At 72.3% G+C, this 17,361-nt stretch carries 15 protein-coding genes; 3 read left to right on the forward strand and 12 right to left on the reverse strand.

Features of this window, described 5'->3' with window-relative positions; translation table 11 throughout:
* Window positions 1-29 precede the first annotated feature (29 nt).
* From ACFVIM_RS21910 to lipB, 4 genes are all read right to left on the reverse strand, one after another.
* Window positions 30-749, reverse strand: a complete 720-nt coding sequence (locus ACFVIM_RS21910; RefSeq protein WP_384303707.1) for a DUF4191 domain-containing protein — start codon at window positions 747-749, stop codon at window positions 30-32.
* 10 nt (window positions 750-759) lie between these two features.
* Entirely contained in the window at window positions 760-963 is a 204-nt protein-coding gene (locus tag ACFVIM_RS21915; RefSeq protein WP_384303709.1) for a hypothetical protein, read from the reverse strand.
* Between the two features lie 278 nt (window positions 964-1,241).
* The gene (locus ACFVIM_RS21920; protein WP_384303711.1) at window positions 1,242-2,207 is read right to left on the reverse strand and encodes a lipoyl synthase; all 966 of its coding nucleotides are present in this window, start codon (window positions 2,205-2,207) and stop codon (window positions 1,242-1,244) included.
* A gap of 349 nt (window positions 2,208-2,556) precedes the next feature.
* On the reverse strand, window positions 2,557-3,378 hold the full coding sequence (gene lipB / locus ACFVIM_RS21925; RefSeq protein ID WP_384303713.1) for a lipoyl(octanoyl) transferase LipB: 822 nt from the start codon (window positions 3,376-3,378) through the stop codon (window positions 2,557-2,559).
* Between the two features lie 253 nt (window positions 3,379-3,631).
* Between lipB and ACFVIM_RS21930 the strand changes: the two genes are divergently transcribed.
* The gene (locus ACFVIM_RS21930) at window positions 3,632-5,086 is read left to right on the forward strand and encodes a regulator (RefSeq protein WP_384303715.1); all 1,455 of its coding nucleotides are present in this window, start codon (window positions 3,632-3,634) and stop codon (window positions 5,084-5,086) included.
* Between the two features lie 212 nt (window positions 5,087-5,298).
* Here the strand turns inward: ACFVIM_RS21930 and ACFVIM_RS21935 are convergent, their stop codons facing one another.
* Both ACFVIM_RS21935 and ACFVIM_RS21940 read right to left on the reverse strand, forming a co-directional pair.
* Window positions 5,299-6,630 (reverse strand): NAD(P)/FAD-dependent oxidoreductase, encoded by a 1,332-nt coding sequence (locus ACFVIM_RS21935; RefSeq protein ID WP_384303717.1) that lies wholly within the window; start codon window positions 6,628-6,630, stop codon window positions 5,299-5,301.
* Between the two features lie 305 nt (window positions 6,631-6,935).
* Window positions 6,936-7,835 (reverse strand): TIGR01777 family oxidoreductase, encoded by a 900-nt coding sequence (locus tag ACFVIM_RS21940; RefSeq protein ID WP_384303719.1) that lies wholly within the window; start codon window positions 7,833-7,835, stop codon window positions 6,936-6,938.
* A 35-nt stretch (window positions 7,836-7,870) separates the two neighbouring features.
* Here ACFVIM_RS21940 and ACFVIM_RS21945 point away from each other — a divergent pair, with 35 nt between their 5' ends.
* A complete protein-coding gene (locus ACFVIM_RS21945; RefSeq protein WP_384303722.1) occupies window positions 7,871-8,371 on the forward strand; it encodes a GNAT family N-acetyltransferase in 501 nt (166 codons plus the stop codon).
* 4 nt (window positions 8,372-8,375) lie between these two features.
* Here ACFVIM_RS21945 and ACFVIM_RS21950 read toward each other — a convergent pair whose 3' ends face one another.
* Complete coding sequence (locus tag ACFVIM_RS21950) at window positions 8,376-8,939, reverse strand: DUF4240 domain-containing protein (protein ID WP_384303743.1); 564 nt, start codon at window positions 8,937-8,939, stop codon at window positions 8,376-8,378.
* 144 nt (window positions 8,940-9,083) lie between these two features.
* On the opposite strand from ACFVIM_RS21950, the gene ACFVIM_RS21955 reads away from it, so the two are divergent.
* On the forward strand, window positions 9,084-9,998 hold the full coding sequence (locus ACFVIM_RS21955; RefSeq protein WP_384303725.1) for an SDR family oxidoreductase: 915 nt from the start codon (window positions 9,084-9,086) through the stop codon (window positions 9,996-9,998).
* A gap of 34 nt (window positions 9,999-10,032) precedes the next feature.
* On the opposite strand, the gene ACFVIM_RS21960 is transcribed toward ACFVIM_RS21955, so the two are convergent.
* From ACFVIM_RS21960 to sucB, 5 genes are all read right to left on the reverse strand, one after another.
* A complete protein-coding gene (locus tag ACFVIM_RS21960) occupies window positions 10,033-11,022 on the reverse strand; it encodes a helix-turn-helix transcriptional regulator (RefSeq protein ID WP_384303728.1) in 990 nt (329 codons plus the stop codon).
* A gap of 246 nt (window positions 11,023-11,268) precedes the next feature.
* A complete protein-coding gene (locus ACFVIM_RS21965) occupies window positions 11,269-12,117 on the reverse strand; it encodes a MerR family transcriptional regulator (protein WP_384303731.1) in 849 nt (282 codons plus the stop codon).
* A 255-nt stretch (window positions 12,118-12,372) separates the two neighbouring features.
* Window positions 12,373-15,051: a pyruvate dehydrogenase (acetyl-transferring), homodimeric type gene (aceE, locus tag ACFVIM_RS21970; RefSeq protein WP_384303734.1), complete on the reverse strand. Its 2,679-nt coding sequence runs from the start codon at window positions 15,049-15,051 to the stop codon at window positions 12,373-12,375.
* 576 nt (window positions 15,052-15,627) lie between these two features.
* Window positions 15,628-16,251, reverse strand: coding sequence for a GntR family transcriptional regulator (locus ACFVIM_RS21975; RefSeq protein WP_384303737.1), 624 nt, complete (start codon window positions 16,249-16,251; stop codon window positions 15,628-15,630).
* 133 nt (window positions 16,252-16,384) lie between these two features.
* On the reverse strand, window positions 16,385-17,361 hold a 977-nt coding region (sucB, locus tag ACFVIM_RS21980), incomplete at its 5' end, for a 2-oxoglutarate dehydrogenase, E2 component, dihydrolipoamide succinyltransferase (protein ID WP_384303740.1).

The following is a 17,361-nucleotide window of genomic DNA, read 5'->3' on the forward strand; positions in this document are numbered from 1 at the left end:
TCGTTACGTCAGGGGCCGAGCGCGAGGGCTCAGCGCATCTTTCCGCCGCCGCCACCGCCGCGCGGCATCCGCATCCCCTTGGGCATCGGACCCTTCGGCAGCGGCATGTTGCTCATCAGGTCGCCCATGGCACGCAGCCGGTCGTTGGTGGCCGTCACCTGCGGGCCGTTGAGCACGCGGGGGAGCTTCAGCATCTTCGTACGGACCTTCTTGAGGGGCACCTGGCCCTCGTCGGTGCCGACGATGATGTCGTGGACCGGGACGTCGACGACGATGCGCGCCATCTTCTTCTTCTCGGCGGCCAGCAGCGTCTTCAGCCGGTTCGGGTTGCCCTCGGCGACCAGGACGATGCCCGCGCGGCCGACGGCCCGGTGCACCACGTCCTGGTTGCGGTTCATCGCGACGGCCGGGGTGGTGGTCCAGCCACGGCCCACGTTCTGGAGGACGGCCGCGGCGGCGCCGGGCTGACCCTCCATCTGTCCGAAGGCGGCCTGCTCGGCGCGGCGGCCGAAGATGATCGCCATCGCCAGGAACGCGAGCAGGAAGCCCAGGATGCCCAGGTAGATCGGGTAACCCAGCCAGAAGCCGATCGCGAGAAAGGCACCGAAGGTGACGATTCCCACGGCCGCGATGATCAGACCGATCTTGGGGTCGGCCCGTCGGGTCATCTTGTAGGTCAGGGCGATCTGCTTCAGTCGCCCCGGGTTCGCAGCGGCGTCAGCGCCGTCTGATTTTGCCTTCCTCGCCATAATCCGAAGTTTACGTGGCCCGGGAGGCACGGCCAGCCACGGCCTCCAGTACATGCTGGGCCTCGACCCGGTCCCGGGCGCGGCGGCGGTCTTCGAGCACCGCCGTCCACGCGTTGCGGCGCGCGGTGCGCTGGCCGCCGGAGAGAAGGAAGGACTCCATGGCGCGCAGGGTGTCTTTGACGGACGGGAGGTGGCGCACGGGCGCGGCCAGCATGGCTGAGGCCCCTTTCGGGCGGGACGGCGTGAGGGTGGGGAGTGCGCGGTGCCTGAGGAGAGGGTTACTCGTCGGTGTTACCAGCGCGTGACCCACCGGTCAAACAGTGATGAAACCTTGATGGGGCGCGGTCGGGGAGGGCCGGAACCCTGACGCGGCCCGTACACCACCCCCGAGCTGCGGGGAGGGTACGGGCCGCGATCCGTTCTTCTCATACTCGGTGGTAGCCGCTTGTGCGCGACTTCACACGGGTCGGCGCCGGGGCGCTCGGCGGTGGGTCAGACGGCGGCGGGGCGCGCCAGCTCCGCCCGGCGGTCCATGGCCTGGCCGAAGAGGCGTCCCGCGCGGTAGGAGGAGCGGACCAGCGGGCCGGACATCACACCGGAGTAGCCGATCGCCTCGGCCTCCTCCTTCAGCTCCACGAACTCGTGCGGCTTCACCCAGCGCTCCACCGGGTGGTGGCGCACCGACGGCCGCAGATACTGCGTGATCGTGATCAGCTCGCAGCCCGCCTCGTGCAGCTGCCGCAGCGCCTCGCTGACCTCGGCGCGCTCCTCGCCCATGCCCAGGATCAGATTGGACTTGGTGACGAGACCGGCCTCACGGGCACGGGTGATGACCTCAAGCGAGCGCTCGTAGCGGAAGCCGGGGCGGATGCGCTTGAAGATCCGGGGCACGGTCTCGACGTTGTGGGCGAGCACCTCGGGGCGGGCGGAGAAGACCTCCGCGAGCTGCTCGGGGACCGCGTTGAAGTCGGGGATCAGCAGCTCGACCTTGGTCCGGCCGCCCTCGCGCTCCGCCGTCATCGCGTGGATCTGGCGCACGGTCTCCGCGTAGAGCCAGGCGCCGCCGTCCTCCAGGTCGTCGCGGGCGACGCCGGTGATCGTGGCGTAGTTCAGGTCCATGGTGACGACCGACTCGCCCACGCGGCGGGGCTCGTCCCGGTCGAGGGCCTGCGGCTTGCCCGTGTCGATCTGACAGAAGTCACAGCGCCGGGTGCACTGGTCGCCGCCGATGAGGAAGGTGGCCTCGCGGTCCTCCCAGCACTCGAAGATGTTGGGGCAGCCCGCCTCCTGGCACACCGTGTGCAGGCCCTCGCGCTTCACCAGCTGTTGCATCTGGGTGTACTCGGGGCCCATCTTCGCCCGGGTCTTGATCCACTCGGGCTTGCGCTCGATGGGGGTCTGGCTGTTCCGGACCTCCAGGCGCAGCATCTTGCGTCCGTCGGGTGCGACAGCGGACACGTCGGCGCCCCTTTCTGCTCGCTCGGCGCTCGGCATCGCTGCGGGCGCGGCATTCGAATCTGCGGCGCACACCAGGGTACGCCCGTGGAGTGTGCGGTCTTCTCTGGGCCGAACCTCTGCTTGGCGTGGTCCATTCCCACGCGCGGTCATCCCCGGGTCATGAGCCGACCTCGACCCCCGGTCATGAGGTGGCCTCAGCACCTGGTCATCGGATGACATCGCCCGGTCGCCGGGTGACATCGCCTGGTCAGGAGGCGGCATCCCCCGGTCACGGGATGGCCGCTGGACCTCCTGGTCACTGCGTGACCGCTGGACCCCCCGGTCACTGCGTGACCGCCGTACCCCCCGGTCACTGCGTGACCTCGACGGATCTCGGCCGCAGCTCGGCGTTCTCCAGGATGTCCCGCAGCTGGCGTTCCAGCACCGGCAGGACGTCCTCGATCGTGATGTCCCGGCCCAGCTCCCCGGCGAGCGAGGCGACCCCGGCGTCCCGGATCCCGCACGGCACGATCCGGTCGAACCAGGTGTTGTCCGGGTTCACATTGAGCGAGAAGCCGTGCATGGAGACGCCCTTGGCGATACGGATGCCGATGGCGGCCAGCTTGCGGTCCTCGCGGCGCTGGCCCGCGTTGGACGGGGCGTACTCGGGGCCGTTGAGCCGGGGGTCGAACTCGTCGTCCAGCCGCGGATCGAGCCGGGGGTCGAAGTCCAGCGACAGCCCATGGAGCTGTGGGGCCGCCGGGAGCGCGGGCCGCCGCTCGACCGGGTCGCCCAGCACCCAGACCCCGCTGCGGCCCTCGATCCGGCTGGTCTGGAGACCGAACTCGGCGCAGGTGCGGATCAGTGCCTCCTCCAGCCTGCGGACATGGGCGATCACATCGACCGGGCGCGGCAGCTTCATGATCGGGTAGCCCACGACCTGCCCGGGGCCATGCCAGGTGATCTTGCCGCCGCGGTCCACGTCGATCACCGGGGTACCGTCCAGCGGGCGCTCGCTGTCCTCGGTGCGGCGGCCCGCCGTGTAGACGGGCGGGTGCTCCAGCAGCAGACAGGTGTCCGGGACCTCGTCCGCGAAGCGGGCGGCGTGCACCTCGCGCTGCTTCTGCCACGCCTCCTGGTACTCGACGGCCCGGTCGCCGAACCCCAGCCGCACGAACCGCAGCTCACCCACGGCACAGCCTCCCTAGAAACGTTCATCCTTGCAGGCCGAGAAACGTTCATCCTGCACGCGTCGTACCTCCCGTCACTGTACGGCGGCGCGCCGGAGCGCGTCGGGGGAGGTGGTGCCGTCAGCGCCACCCCCAATCCTCACACGATCGGATGAATGTAGGGCGAAGCCATCGGTACCGACGGTAAGGGGAGCTAAATTCGCGCCGTTCCTTGAGGGCTCTGACCAGCCCGGAAGGCAGGAGACCGCACAGCTGATGACGGAACGACCCCCTCAGCGCATCCCCAATCGCCAGCTTGCCGCACTCATCCAGGAAGCAGGGTTCTCCAACGCCGGACTCGCCCGCCGAGTCGACCAGCTCGGCTTGGAGCACGGGCTGGACCTGCGCTACGACAAGACCTCCGTGACGCGCTGGCTCCGCGGCCAGCAGCCACGCGGCACCACCCCGGCGCTGATCGCCGAGGTCTTCACCAGACGGCTCGGGCGCCGGCTGTCCGCCCAGGACCTCGGCCTCGACGCCTGTGCCCCCGTCTACGCGGGGCTGGAGTTCGCCGCCACCCCCGAGGAGGCCGTCGACATCGTCAGCGGCCTGTGGCGCAAGGACTCCGGCAGCCACGCCGAACTCCGCAAGATCGCCTTCACCCCCGCCGGGCTGGTGGTCCCCAGCCGCGACTGGCTCATCGGACGCGCCGACGAGCGGGTCAGCCGGGGCGACGCCCCCACCCCCGGTGGCCGGGTCCCCGTCCAGGGCGGCGGCGCCGTCCCCCGCCAGCGCTCCACCGAACGCGGCACCGAGCGGGGACCGGGCCAGCGCGTCTCCACCGGCGACATCGCGGCGCTGCGCTCGGTCGGCGAACTCTTCCGCACCCTCGACAACGCCTACGGCGGCGGCCACGCCCGCCAGGCCCTCGTCCGCTATCTGGAACACGAGGCCGAACCCATGCTGCGCGGCACCTACGGGGAGGTCACCGGGCGGCGGCTGTTCGCCGCCGTCGCCGATCTGACCCGGCTCGCCGGGTGGACCTCCTACGACATCGCCGCGCATGGACTGGCCCAGCGCTACTTCGTCCAGGCGCTGCGACTGGCCCAGGCGGCCGGGGACCGCGCGTACGGCTCCTATGTCCTGGTCACCATGAGCCGCCAGGCCGTCTACCTCGGCCATGGCCGGGAGGCGGTGCAGCTCACCCGGGTCGCCCAGCAGGGCGTCGGGCCCGCCGCGCCGCCCGTGGTGCAGGCGCTGCTCCACGCCGTGGAGGCGCGCGGTCACGGGGTGCTCGGCGAGACGCGGGCGTGTACCGCCTCCCTGGTCCGGGCCGAACGGGCGCTGGAGTCGGCCCGTCCCGGCGACGAGGTGCCCTACTGGGCGCGCTTCTTCGACGAGGCGCAGATGGCCGACGAGTTCGGCCACTGCTACCGCGATCTCCAGCAGTACCGCGCCGCCGTCCAGCACGCCGAGCGCTCCCTCCAGCTCAGACCGCAGGCCATGGCGCGCAGCCGGCTCTTCTGCCGGGTGGTGCTGGCGACCTCACGGCTCGGCCTCGGCGAACTGGACCAGGCGTGCTCCCTGGGCGCGGAGGCCGCGGTGGCGGCGTCGGAGATGCGCTCCGCCCGCGCCCTGGAGTACGTCCGGGACTTCGAGCGCCGACTGGAGCCCTACCGGGACGCCGCGGCGGTACGGGGGTACCGCGACCGGGTCGCGGCGCTCGGCTGAGCGGGTACCGAAGGCACCGGACGCCGAGGGCACCGGGATCCCCGGCCCGCACGGCCGCGCTCGGCGGGGGGCGCGCCGCGATGGCGGAGGGATCGGGAGAACGAACGGGACGACACCCTCTGGGGCCTGTGCCTCAGGGGGTGTCGTCGGGTGCGGCCGGGGGCGCCTCAGGGTGGCTCCCGGGCGGAGCCCGGGAGCCGGAGAAGGGGGCTTCAGGCCGCCGTCGGCAGGGAGGGGCCGGGTGCGGGGGCGCCGAGGCCGAAGTCACGCAGGATCGCGTCAGCGACCCGCCGGGCCGAGTACAGCGCCCCGCCGACCGAACTGGTCGCCCGGTGGTCACCGCAGACATAGAGCCCGGCCAGCACCCGCACCGGCCGCCTCGGGTCGTGCGGGGCCGCCATCGCCGGGACGGCGTCCGGGGTGTGGTGGACCGTCAGCGTCTCCCAGTCGGCCGTGGACACCCCGTACATCCGCGCGAGCTGGTCGTGGATGGCGCGGTCGGGGTACGGGGGCGGGGTGCCCAGAATGGTCGAGGAGACCAGCACCCGCCCCGCGGGCGCCCGGGAGGAGTCGACCTCGCTCATCACCGCGGTGTGGGAGACCGGGCCGCTCGCGTCGCCTTCCAGCACCAGTGCGGCGCCCGTGGGCGGCGGGGCCGGGGCGGTGTGGTGGACCACCGTCACCGGGTGGAAGTGGGGCACCCGCAGGCCCGGCAGCAGCGCCGCCGCGTCCCGGGCGCCCGTGGCCACCACCAGCGCGCGGCAGGACAGTTCGCCGTACTCCTCCGTACTGACCCGGTTGATGGAGGCGTCCTTCACCCGGACGCCCGTACGGACCGTTCCGGGCGGCAGTTCCGCCGCGAGGCGGTCGGGGAGGGCGGCGGCGCCCCCGGCCGGGACGCACAGCCGCCCCCGGGCGAACGAGCGCAGCGCCAGGTCGGCGCAGCGGCTGGACGTGGTCAGCGCGGGGTCGCAGAGGAGCGCGGAGAGCAGGGGCCGCAGAAAGCCCTGGACGGTACGGGCGGGCAGACCCCGGGTGGCCAGGGCCTCGGCGGCGGTGCGCTCGGGGCGGGAGAGCAGCTTGTGGGCCGGGGTGCCCGCGAGGCGGGCGAGACAGGCGCCGAGCCGGGCCTCGTCCAGCGGCCGGGGGGCGCTCGCGAGGGCGCGCGCCATGGTGAGAGCGCCCCTCGCGCCCCGTGCGCCGTCCGGGCCGCCCGCTCCGCGGCCGGTCTCCCCCGTGCGCTGGAGCCGCCCGGCGCTGTGCACCAGCACCCCGGGCGCGAACGGCCGCAGCGGAACCCCGCTGAGCGCCGCCACCCGGTGGGGTTCGGCGCCGCGCACGCTGAGCAGTTGGCCGATGACATCGAGACGGAAGCCGTCGATCTCCTCCGTGGCCATGCGCCCGCCCGGCCGGGGCGACGCCTCCAGAACGCTGACGCTGACACCTGCCCTGGTCAGCTGATGTGCCGCGGCGAGTCCGGCGATGCCGGCCCCGACGATGATGACGTCCGCATGGTCCGCAGTGTGAGCGGTGCTGATGAGCACGTGCCCTCCACGAGGTCGGCGGGCTGACGGGAGGGTCACGCCCCCAACAGCCCCGAGGGATACCCGAGTTCGGTTCGAGGGTAGGGAGCGCCCGGCGAACCGAGACGTGCGCATGCGGTGGGGCACCGGTGCGCGGGGGCGCACGGTTGCGCCGGAGGGGGGATCCGGCGCACGCCAAAGAGGCGTGAGGGGTATTTTTTGATCGTTATCGAAACGTTATGAGAGTCGGGGTTTGTGTGGGGGTGCAGTGGGGCCGGTGGGGGTGCGGTGGCTGATGTCCCCCGAGTGGCCGCTGGGTGGCCGGGTCAGTGCAGGGCCGCGCCGATCGCGTCGTCGATCGCCGGGAAGGCGAAGGTGAAACCCGACTCCAGCAGCCGGTTCGGCAGGACGCGCTGACTGCCGAGGACATCGGCGGCCATATCGCCCAGGACCAGCCGCAGGGCCGGTTCGGGCACCGCCAGCACGGTGGGACGGCGCAGGACCCGGCCCATCGCGGCCGTGACCTCACGATTGGTCACCGGCTCCGGCGAGGTCACATTCACCGGCCCGGAGAGCGAGTCGGTGTCCAGGATGTGGCGCAGGGCCGCCACCTCGTCATGCAGGGAGATAAAACTCCAGTACTGGCGGCCGTCGCCGAGCCGCCCGCCCAGACCCGCCTTGAAGAGCGGGAACATCCGCCCCCACGCGCCGCCCGCCCGGGAGACGACCAGACCGGTACGGGCGAACGCCACCCGCGCCCCCGCCTCCCCGGCGGCGGCCGTGGCCTCCTCCCACTCCACACACACCTCCGGCAGGAAGCCCTCGCCCGGGGGAGCGTCCTCGTCCACCGCGCGCCCGCCGGTGTCACCGTAGAAGCCGACCGCGCTGCCGTTGAGGAAGACCCGGGGTGGGGTGTCCAGCGAGGCCACCGCGTCCGCGAGGGCCGCCGTGCCGAGCACCCGGCTGTCCCGGATCTCCCGGCGGTAGGTATCGGTCCAGCGGTGGTCGCCGACCCCGGCGCCCGCCAGGTTCACCACGGCGTCACAGCCGACCAGGCCCGCCGCGTCCACATGTTGCCGGAGCGGGTCCCACTCGACCTCGTCACCCGCCCGCGCGGGGCGGCGCACCAGACGGACCACCTCGTGTCCGTCCGTCCGCAGGGAGCGCACCAGCGCCGTACCGATGAGGCCGGAGGAACCGGCGACCGCGATCCGCATGAAAGCCATCCTGCCCCCACCGGAGGGCATGACACAGTTGCCCCATGCACGAGTCGCACATACGCCACGCCCGCCCCGCCGACGCCGACGCGCTCGGGGAACTGGACCGGGAGACCTGGTCGCCGGTCCACGCGGTGTTGCCGCGTCCCGTCCCTCCGTACGCCCCCTTCTTCGACGCCAACCACCGGCCGGAGGACTTCCTCGTCGCCGAGGAGGTCGGGAGCCGGGCGGTCCTGGGCTATATCCGGCTCGTGCCGCCCACCCCGCTCGCCAGCAACCAGCACGTCCGGCAGATCCAGGGGCTCGCCGTCGCCGACCGGGCGCGCGGGCACGGCATCGGCCGGTCCCTGCTGCGGGCCGCGTGCGGGGAGGCCCGGCGGCAGGGCGCCGTACGGATCACCCTGCGGGTGCTCAGCCACAACACGCCCGCGCGGGCGCTGTACGAGGCGGAAGGATTCACCGTGGAAGGCGTGCTGCCCGGGGAGTTCCGGATCGAGGGACGGTACGTGGACGACGTGATCATGGGGCGGGCGCTCGGCGCGTAGCCGCTCAGACCGGGGGCGACGCGGGTCCCCCCGGACGAAGGCTGGGGGAAGGCGAGCCGAAACGGTCCCACAGCCGGGGCAGACGCCGGGCCAGGGCCTCCTCGTCCGCCAGATCGAGCGAAGGGCCCAGCGGCTCGGCGGAGGCCGGAGGGATCCCCAGATCCGGGGCGATCGTGCCGGTGAGGCGCTCATACGCCTCGTCCGCCGCGTACCCCAGTTCCTCGCCGTCGCCGTCGATCTCCTCGTCGAACTCCTCCAGCAGCTCCGCGAGCGCGTCCGGCTCGTGCACCCCGCCCTCGAAGACCTCCCGGCCCTGACCGATCAGCCAGCAGCGGAACGCGTCGAACGCCTCCTCGTCCGCGGCGCCCAGCAGGATCGTCGCGGCGGCCCACAGATCCCAGGTCCAGGCCCGGTTGAAGCGGGCCTCGAAGTGGCGGGCGAAATCCAGCACGGAGTCGGGGTCGAGGCCCATCAGGCGGTCGACCAGAAGATCGGCGTGGTCGTCGGGGTCGCCGTCGGCGGCGGTGCGGGTGCTGTCGACGATCTCCCAGAACTCCGTCTCGTCCATCACGGGTACAGGATCGTGTCTGGGCGCCCCCACCGCACGTCGTACACCCCCCGAGGTCTCCCCCACCCGCCCATGCGGGCCAGCGCGGGGTGTCGGAGGGATAAGGGGACAGGGGGTGTCGGGTATGGGTGGGAGGTTGGGGGGATGACGAGGAGAGAACTGACAGGACGGGTGGCCCTGGTCGCCGGGGCGACCCGTGGTGCCGGGCGGGCCATCGCCGTACAGCTGGGCGCGGCCGGAGCGACCGTGTACGTCACCGGACGCACCACCCGGGAGCGGGCCAGCGAGATGGGCCGCTCCGGCGAGACCATCGAGGGGACCGCCGAGCTGGTCGACCGCGCGGGCGGCACCGGCATCGCCGTACCCACCGACCATCTGGAGGCCGATCAGGTGCGTGCCCTGGCCGGGCGGATCGACCGGGAGCAGGGGCGTCTCGACATCCTGGTCAACGATGTGTGGGGCGGGAACGCGCTGCTCGACTTCGCCGTGAAGATGTGGGACGTCGAACTGGAGCGCGGGCTCCGGATGATCGACCTCGGCACCAGGACCCACATCATCACCAGCAACATCCTGCTGCCCCTGCTGGTGCGCAACCCCGGTGGGCTGGTCGTCGAGGTGACCGACGGCACCGCGCGGACCAACGACGTCCACCGCGAGAACTTCTTCTACGACCTGGCGAAGAACATCCCCATCCGGATGGCCTTCCTCCTGGGCGAGGAGCTGCGGAGCGCCGGGGGGTCGGCGGTGGCCGTCACCCCCGGGTTCCTGCGTTCCGAGGAGATGCTCGACCACTTCGGCCTCACCGAGGAGAACTGGCGGGACGGGATCCCCGGCCAGGAGCACTGGGCGCTGTCGGAGTCCCCGCTCTATCTCGCCCGGGACCTCGCCGCCCTCGCGGCGGACCCGGAGCGGGAGCGGTGGAACGGCCAGTCGCTGGACAGCGGACAGCTCGCCCGCGAATACGGCGTGACGGACGCGGATGGAAGCCGTCCGGACATCTGGGGCTATCTGCTCGCGGAACGGGCGGGCCGGAGTCCGCGGCTGGAGGAGTACCGGTAGGCCACGGGCTGGAGGAGCACCGGTAGGCCACGGGCTAGCCGTAGCGGCGGGCCGTGCGGGCGGCGGCCGAGGCGAACCGTTCGCGCAGGGCGGGTGGCTCCAGGACCTCCAGATCGGGGCCGAGCGCGAAGAGCTGGGCATACGCCACCTCCTCCGACTCCACGGGGAGGGTGAGGGTGCGCCAGCCCGCCTCGTCCGGCCCGTCCGCCTCCGCGAGCGCGGACCGGGCGGCCTCCCGGTCCGCGAGCTGGGGCAGCCGCAGGGCGCCCTCCTCGGAGACCCGGAGCACCACCCGGGCCCGCAGCAGGGAGCGCGCGAACTGCGCGGCGCGCTCGGCCCAGAAGGCGGGCAGGTCGAACTCCTCGTGCCGGGTGAAGCGGGGCTCCTCGGTGAGGAGGTCGGCCGAGGAGAAGCGGTCGATCCGGTAGACCCTGAAAGCGGGGCGGGTGGGGGAGGCGCCCCGGACGCGGGCGCACAGGTACCAGACACCCGCCTTCAGGACCAGCCCGTACGGTTCGAGTTCCCGGCTCACCTCCGTATCCGTACGCCGGTACGAGGCGAGGACCGGCCGGTCCTCCCAGACGGCCTCCGCCAGCACCGGCAGCAGCGCCGGGGTCCGTGGATCGTGGTACCAGCCCGGCGCGTCCAGGTGGAAGCGCTGGGCCGCGCTCTCCGGGGCGTCGCTGAGGGAGGGGAGCAGGGCGGCGGAGACCTTCAGCCGGGCCGCCGAGGCCGCGTCCTCCAGCCCCATCTCGCGCAGTGCCCCGGGCAGGCCGGAGAGGAAGAGCGCCTCGGCCTCGCTGCGGCCCAGGCCGGTGAGACGGGTGCGGTAGCCGCCGATCAGCCGGTAGCCGCCGGTGCGGCCCCGGTCCGCGTAGACCGGGACCCCGGCCTCGGAGAGGGCGAGCGCGTCCCGGGTGACGGTCCGCTCCGAGACCTCCAGCTCACGGGCGAGCTCGGCGCCCGTCATGGAGGGCCTGGACTGGAGCAGCAGAACCATCTTGATCAACCGGGCGGCGCGCATGCTCCCATGATGGCGTGGGCGGGGGAGCGGCCTTCGGGGAGGGGCCGGGCGCTCCGACGGATGCGTTCTCCCTCGGAGGGGCCGGGTGGAGACCGGTCGGTGTCGTCCGGAGGGGTCCCGGGCGGGTACCGGTCGGTGGCGTCTGGAGGGGCCGGGTGGAGACCGGACGGGTGCCGCGCACACCCCCGTTGAACTCGGTGCGCGGTACCCGTCCGCCGTACGCCGGGGTCCGGGGGGAGCCGGGCGTCAGACCAGTTCCGCCTGGATCTCCGTCACCCAGGAGTCCTTGTCCCGCGGGCACTCCAGATTGACCTCCCGGGTGTGCCCCCTCATCCGGTGGCCGCCCTGCTCCACCCAGTGGAGGAGGGCCTGCACCGAGGGCATGACCGCGTCCATCCGTCCCCGGTGGACGATCGTCGCCGCCCGTTCGACGGCGGGCAGGTCCACGATCGTGACGTCCAGCCCCGCGCGCCGTTCCGTCGCCACCGTCACGGAGGCGTGGACCACGACCGCGCCACCACCCTCCGGAGCGGCGGCGGTGGTGGCGGCGGTGGCAGGGAGGTCTTCGTAGTAGGCGATCCCCGGGCCCGACGGCTCGATGCCCGCCGCCTCCAGCCGCCGGAACAGTTCCGCGTAGAGCGGGTTGATCACCGCGCCGATGTCCTCGGGGGCGAAGCTCGGGGCGGTGGCGGTCAGCTCGGCGACCCGGGTGGCCGGGACGCTCTTGACGATGACCTCGTCGACGGGCATATGGCCCTCGCTCTCGATCGACCGGAGCCGCGCCTCGACCTGGGCCAGCCGGGCCGCGGTCTCGGCCATCGTCCGTTCCAGCTCGGCCCGTCGCAGGGTCAGCATCGCGCGCAGCTCCTCCGGCGCCGGGTGCTCCCGCAGGATCCGGCTCACCTGTTCCAGGGTGAAGCCGAGGTCCTTCAGGGCGATGATCCGGTTGAGCGGGGCGAGCTGGGCGGCCGAGTAGCGGCGGTAGCCGGTGTAGGGGTCGGTGTGGGCGGGGCGCAGCAGCCCGATGGCGTCGTAGTGGCGCAGCATGCGGGGCGATACCTGGCCGTGCCGGGCGAAGTCTCCGATGGTGAACATGGCTCCCTCAGTCCACGGCTTCACACGGGGTCAAGGTCAAGGAGGTCCGGGTCCGTGAAGGTCCGCGGGCTCGTGGGCGGATGCGCGAAAGCCCTCCGGGAGGGGCTCCCGGAGGGCTTCGTCGGCTGTGGCGCCGGCACGGTCCCGTACGTACAGGACCCCGTACGGGGCCGGATCGCGGCCGGACCGTACGGGCCCGGTACGAGACCCCATACGCCCGTACGGAGACGCACGGCCGTACGAGCGGGACGAGCGTCAGAGGCCGTAGCGCTCGCGGGCCTCCTTGACCGCCGTGGCCGGGACCTCGCCACGGCGGGCGAGCTGGGCCAGGGCGGCGACCACGATGGACGGCGCGTCGACGCCGAAGTGGCGGCGGGCGGCCTCGCGGGTGTCGGAGAGGCCGAAGCCGTCCGTGCCGAGCGAGGACCAGTCCTGCTCCACCCACTGGCTGATCTGGTCCGGCACCTGGCGCATCCAGTCGCTGACCGCGAGGACCGGGCCGGGGGCGCCGTCGAGCGCCTGACGGATGTACGGGGTGCGCTCCTCGCCGCGCAGCAGCGCGGCGTCGCACTCCAGCGCGTCCCGGCGCAGCTCGCCCCAGGAGGTCGCCGACCAGACATCGGCGGTGACGCCCCACTCGGCGGCCAGCTTCTCCTGGGCCTCCAGGGCCCAGTGGATCGCGGTGCCCGAGGCCATCAGCTGGATCCGGGGCGCGTCGGGACGGGCCGGGGTGCCCTCCTTGAAGCGGTACAGACCCCGGACGATGCCCTCCTCGACGCCCTCCGGCATGGCGGGCTGCGGCTTGGGCTCGTTGTAGACCGTCAGGTAGTAGAAGACGTCCTCCGGATTCTCGCCGTACATCCGCCGCAGACCGTCCTTGACGATCACGGAGATCTCGTACGCGAACGCCGGGTCGTAGTTGAGCGACGCCGGGTTGGTGGAGGCGATCAGGTGCGAGTGGCCGTCCGCGTGCTGGAGGCCCTCACCGGTCAGGGTGGTGCGGCCCGCCGTGGCGCCGACGATGAAGCCCTTGCCGAGCTGGTCGGCGAGCTGCCACATCTGGTCGCCGGTCCGCTGCCAGCCGAACATCGAGTAGAAGATGTAGAACGGGATCATCGGCTCGCCGTGCGTCGCGTACGACGTCGCGGCGGCGATGAAGTCGGCCATGGCCCCGGCCTCGGTGATCCCCTCGTTGAGGATCTGGCCGTCCTTGGCCTCCTTGTAGTACATCAGCTGGTCGCGGTCGACCGGCTCGTACGTCTGGCCCAGCGGCGAGTAGATCCCGGCCGACGGGAAGAGCGACTCCATGCCGAAGGTGCGGGCCTCGTCGGGGACGATCGGCACCCAGCGGCGACCGGTCTCCTTGTCCCGCATCAGGTCCTTGACCAGCCGGACGAAGGCCATGGTGGTGGCCATCTCCTGCTTGCCGGAGCCCTTCTCCAGCGCCGCGAAGCCACGTGCCGACGTCGTACCGGGGTCGGGCAGCGCGACGGCGTGCACCCGGCGGGCCGGGGCCGGACCGCCGAGGGCGGCGCGGCGCTCCTGGAGGTAGCGGACCTCGGCGGAGTCGGCGCCCGGGTGGCCGTAGGGCACCACACCGGAGTCGAAGGCGCTGTCGGCGATCGGGAGTCCGAGCAGCTCACGCATGCCCTTGAACTCGTCGATCGTGAGCTTCTTCATCTGGTGGTTGGCGTTCTTGGACTCGAAGCCCTTGCCCAGGGTGTAGCCCTTGACCGTCTGCGCCAGGATCACCGTCGGCGCGCCCTTGTGGGCGAGCGCGGCACGGTAGGCCGCGTAGACCTTGCGGGCCTCGTGGCCACCGCGCGAGGTGTAGAAACACTCGCCGATCTTGGCGTCGGTGAGCAGCTTCGCCAGCTCGGCGAGGGCGGGCTCGGCGCCGAAGAAGTGCTCGCGGATGTAGGCCACGTCACGGGTGGCGTACGTCTGGAACTGGGCGTCCGGGACCTCGCGCAGCCGGCGGACCAGCGCGCCCGTGGTGTCCAGGGCGAACAGCTCGTCCCAGGCGGAGCCCCAGAGCGTCTTGACGACGTTCCACCCGGCACCGCGGAACTGGGCCTCCAGCTCCTGCACGATCTTGAAGTTGGCGCGGACCGGACCGTCGAGGCGCTGCAGGTTGCAGTTGATGACGAAGGTCAGGTTGTCCAGGCGCTCGCGGGAGGCGAGGGCGAGGGCCGCCGTCGACTCGGGCTCGTCCATCTCGCCGTCGCCGAGGAAGGCCCAGACGTGGGAGTTGGCGGTGTCCTTGATGCCACGGTTGTGCAGATAGCGGTTGAACCGGGCCTGGTAGATCGCCGAGAGCGGGCCGAGACCCATGGAGACGGTGGGGAACTCCCACAGCCAGGGCAGCCGGCGCGGGTGCGGGTAGGACGGCAGTCCGGCGCCGCCCGCCTCCTGGCGGAAGTTGTCCAGGTCGGCCTCGGTGAGGCGGCCGTCGAGGAAGGCGCGGGCGTAGATGCCGGGGGAGGCGTGGCCCTGGATATAGAGCTGGTCGCCGCTGCCGTCCGCCTCCTTGCCCCGGAAGAAGTGGTTGAAGCCGGTCTCGTAGAGCCAGGCGGCGGAGGCGAAGGTGGCGATGTGGCCGCCGACGCCGAGCCGCGAGCCACGCGTCACCATCGCGGCGGCGTTCCACCGGTTCCACGCGGTGATGCGGGCTTCCATCTCCTCGTCGCCGTCGAACGCGGGCTCGGCGGTGGTGGGGATGGTGTTGAGGTAGTCCGTCTCCAGCAGGCGGGGGACGGGGACTCCGGCCGCCTCGGCGTGCTGGAGGGTGCGGCGCATCAGGTACGCGGCGCGGTGGGGGCCGGCGTGCTCGGCGACGGCGTCGAGGGAGGCCGCCCATTCGGCGGTCTCTTCGGCATCGCGGTCCGGGAGCTGGTCCAGCTCGCTCGGAAGCTTGCCTACGGGGTCGGTCATGATCGCCGCCTTCCGGATGGGAGGTGGGGGAAACACGGGGGGTGAAGGTGAAGCGGGGGTGCCTCGTCTGGCAGGACAGGGCGGCGGGCTGGGGTGAGCCCAAACAACAAACACCGACTGTAAGGCGCTGATCGATGATCGATCAAAGTATTGGGAGATAAAAGTTCTCCGTAGGGCGAAATTGGCATGCGGTGCCTCGAAATGGGGCACGCAGTGCCCGGCCATGGGGGCGGGGTGCGGTCTTACGGTCACGGAACGTGTTCGAGGCGGTGGGGCCGGTGAGGCGCCCACGGAGGTCACGGAACGTGTCCGGGGGGATGAGGGCGCGGGGAGAGGTGTCCGCCGAAGGCAGGCCGGTGGGGTCCGGGCGAGCGGGGTTCGCGCAGTGGTGTTCGCGCAGTGGTGTTCGCTCGGCGGAGTTGGCTCGGCGGGGTTCGTACGGTGAGGTCCGGGGCGCGGGCGGGACCTCGGGCCCCGGTGAGCGCCGGGGCCGCCGGGCACGGATCGCGGCGATGGGCGGCCGGGGTGAGCCGGGACGAGCCGGACGGGGAGTGCCGCGCGACCGCCGCCGGACGCTCAGGGCCTCGGGGCACACCCCAGCACATGCGCCTTCACCAGTGACCCGATCTCCGGATCACGGCCGCGGAACGCCCGTACCAGTGCCTCGTGCTCCTCGGCGTACGACTGCTGGACCGTCCCCAGCCAGCGGATGGACAGCGCCGTGAAGACCTCGATGCCCAGCCCCTCCCAGGTGTGCAGCAGCACCGCGTTGCCCGCCGCGCGCACCAGCTCGCGGTGGAAGGCCACGGTGTGCCGGACCTGGGCGGCCGAGTCGCCCGCCTGGTCGGCGGCGTACAGGGCCGTTACATGGTGCTCCAGCGCCGAGCAGTCCTCGGCCAGCCGCTCCGCCGCCAGCTCGGCCGCGATCTGCTCCAGACCCGCCCGGACCGGGTAGCTCTCCTCCAGATCGGCGGCGGTGAGATTCCGTACCCGTACGCCCTTGTTCGGGGCGGACTCGATCAGCCGCAGACTCTCCAGCTCCCTCAGCGCCTCACGGACCGGGGTCTGGGAGACGCGCAGCTCGGTCGCGATGCCCCGCTCCACGATCCGCTCACCCGGTTTCCAGCGTCCGCTGACGATGCCCTCCACGATGTGCGCGCGGATCTGCTCCCGCAGCGAGTGGATGACGGGCGGGGTCATGAGGGCTCCTTCTCGGCGGATACGGCCCACCGATTATGCCTCTGACGGGCAGGCGGGCGCGGGACGCGAGGAGCCCCCGCCCGGATCGCTCCGGTGCGGGGGCTCCATCGCACACAACGGCTGGTCAGGACCTTTACAGGCCCAGCTCCACCTCGAACTCACCGGCTTCGAGGATCGCCTTGACCGTCGTCAGGTAGCGGGCGGCGTCGGCGCCGTCCACCAGACGGTGGTCGTAGGAGAGCGACAGGTAGGTCATATCGCGGATGCCGATGACCGGACCCTCGGGGGTGTCGATCACGGCGGGACGCTTCACCGTGGCGCCGATCCCGAGGATGGCGGCCTGGTTCGGCGGCACGATGACCGTGTCGAAGAGCGCGCCACGCGAACCGGTGTTGCTGATGGTGAAGGTCGCGCCCGCCAGGTCGTCCGGACGGATCTTGTTGGAGCGCACGGCCCCGGCCAGCTCCGCGGTCTTCTTGGAGATACCGGCGAGGTTGAGGTCACCGGCGCCCTTGATGACCGGGGTCATCAGGCCCTTCTCGGAGTCCACGGCGATGCCGATGTTCTCCGAGTCGAAGTAGGTGATCGTGCCCTCGTCGTCGTTGATCCGGGCGTTGATGATCGGGTGCGCCTTCAGCGCCTGCGCCGCGGCCTTCACGAAGAACGGCATCGGCGAGAGCTTGACGCCCTCACGGGCGGCGAAGGAGTCCTTGGCGCGCGCCCGCAGCCGCATCAGCTTGGTGACGTCGACCTCGACGACCGAGGTCAGCTGCGCCTGGCTGTGGAGCGCCTTCATCATGTTGTCGCCGATGAGCTTGCGCATCCGGGTCATCTTGACCGTCTGACCGCGCAGCGGCGACGCCTCCAGGGCGGGGGCGGCGGGCTTCGCGGGGGCGGCGGCGGCCGGGGCCGGGGCGCTGACCTTGGCGGCCTCGGCCGCGGCGACCACGTCCTGCTTGCGGATGCGGCCACCGACGCCGGTGCCCTTGACCGCGGCGAGGTCCACACCGCTCTCGCCGGCGAGCTTACGGACCAGGGGGGTCACGTACGCGTCACCGGCGGCGACGGCCTGCGCGGGGGCGGCCGGGGCCGGGGCGGGGGCCACGGGAG

Origin of the sequence: Streptomyces sp. NPDC057638 (assembly GCF_042800315.1) — a bacterium.
In the GTDB taxonomy this organism is placed as follows: Bacteria; Actinomycetota; Actinomycetes; order Streptomycetales; family Streptomycetaceae; genus Streptomyces.

Excerpts from the sequence above, each read along its gene's own strand:
- ACFVIM_RS21955 (WP_384303725.1), top strand. The coding sequence starts at position 9,084 with ATGACGAGGAGAGAACTGACAGGACGGGTGGCCCTGGTCGCCGGGGCG.
- ACFVIM_RS21975 (WP_384303737.1), bottom strand. The coding sequence starts at position 16,251 with ATGACCCCGCCCGTCATCCACTCGCTGCGGGAGCAGATCCGCGCGCAC.
- ACFVIM_RS21965 (WP_384303731.1), bottom strand. The coding sequence starts at position 12,117 with ATGTTCACCATCGGAGACTTCGCCCGGCACGGCCAGGTATCGCCCCGC.
- ACFVIM_RS21950 (WP_384303743.1), bottom strand. The coding sequence starts at position 8,939 with ATGGACGAGACGGAGTTCTGGGAGATCGTCGACAGCACCCGCACCGCC.
- ACFVIM_RS21930 (WP_384303715.1), top strand. The coding sequence starts at position 3,632 with ATGACGGAACGACCCCCTCAGCGCATCCCCAATCGCCAGCTTGCCGCA.
- aceE (WP_384303734.1), bottom strand. The coding sequence starts at position 15,051 with ATGACCGACCCCGTAGGCAAGCTTCCGAGCGAGCTGGACCAGCTCCCG.
- ACFVIM_RS21960 (WP_384303728.1), bottom strand. The coding sequence starts at position 11,022 with ATGCGCGCCGCCCGGTTGATCAAGATGGTTCTGCTGCTCCAGTCCAGG.
- ACFVIM_RS21940 (WP_384303719.1), bottom strand. The coding sequence starts at position 7,835 with ATGGCTTTCATGCGGATCGCGGTCGCCGGTTCCTCCGGCCTCATCGGT.
- ACFVIM_RS21915 (WP_384303709.1), bottom strand. The coding sequence starts at position 963 with ATGCTGGCCGCGCCCGTGCGCCACCTCCCGTCCGTCAAAGACACCCTG.
- ACFVIM_RS21945 (WP_384303722.1), top strand. The coding sequence starts at position 7,871 with ATGCACGAGTCGCACATACGCCACGCCCGCCCCGCCGACGCCGACGCG.
- ACFVIM_RS21910 (WP_384303707.1), bottom strand. The coding sequence starts at position 749 with ATGGCGAGGAAGGCAAAATCAGACGGCGCTGACGCCGCTGCGAACCCG.